This is a genomic window from Aneurinibacillus aneurinilyticus ATCC 12856, assembly GCF_000466385.1.
Taxonomy (GTDB): Bacteria; Bacillota; Bacilli; order Aneurinibacillales; family Aneurinibacillaceae; genus Aneurinibacillus; species Aneurinibacillus aneurinilyticus.
In genome coordinates this window covers 31,139-31,576 of the sequence record NZ_KE952690.1, presented here as the reverse complement: position 1 = coordinate 31,576, position 438 = coordinate 31,139, and the positions used below count along the sequence as shown (strand labels likewise).

3 tRNA genes are annotated in these 438 nt (G+C 48.9%); all 3 read left to right on the top strand.

Annotation, left to right across the window (positions count from 1 at the left end):
* Positions 1 to 91: 91 nt before the first annotated feature.
* The 3 genes from HMPREF0083_RS03305 (at position 92) to HMPREF0083_RS03295 (ending at position 374) form a co-directional block, all read left to right on the top strand.
* Positions 92 to 167, top strand: a tRNA-Gly gene (locus tag HMPREF0083_RS03305).
* A 32-nt stretch (positions 168 to 199) separates the two neighbouring features.
* Positions 200 to 274 (top strand) — tRNA-Cys (locus HMPREF0083_RS03300).
* A gap of 11 nt (positions 275 to 285) precedes the next feature.
* Positions 286 to 374 (top strand) — tRNA-Leu (locus HMPREF0083_RS03295).
* Positions 375 to 438: the final 64 nt, after the last annotated feature.

Sequence of the window (438 nt, the reverse complement as noted above, 5' to 3'; positions counted from 1 at the left end):
ATGCCCTGGTTCGAATCCAGGTACCCCAGCCATTTTTCAGAATGCCTGTGGTTGCAACAAATAAAAAAAGTGTATATACTAATATAAAGATGCGGACATAGCTCAGTTGGTAGAGCACGACCTTGCCAAGGTCGGGGTCGCGAGTTCGAGTCTCGTTGTCCGCTCCATTTACACCATTTTAATAATAGAGCCTTAATATGGAGGTATAGCCAAGTGGTAAGGCAAAGGTCTGCAAAACCTTTATTCCCCGGTTCAAATCCGGGTACCTCCTCCATTTATCCCTTTGCCGGGGTGGCGGAACTGGCAGACGCACAGGACTTAAAATCCTGCGGTAGGTGACTACCGTACCGGTTCGATTCCGGTCCTCGGCACCATTTTCATTAGCAGTAGATGTCTTGTTGTTTTGCCGATGTGGCGGAATTGGCAGACGCGCACGAC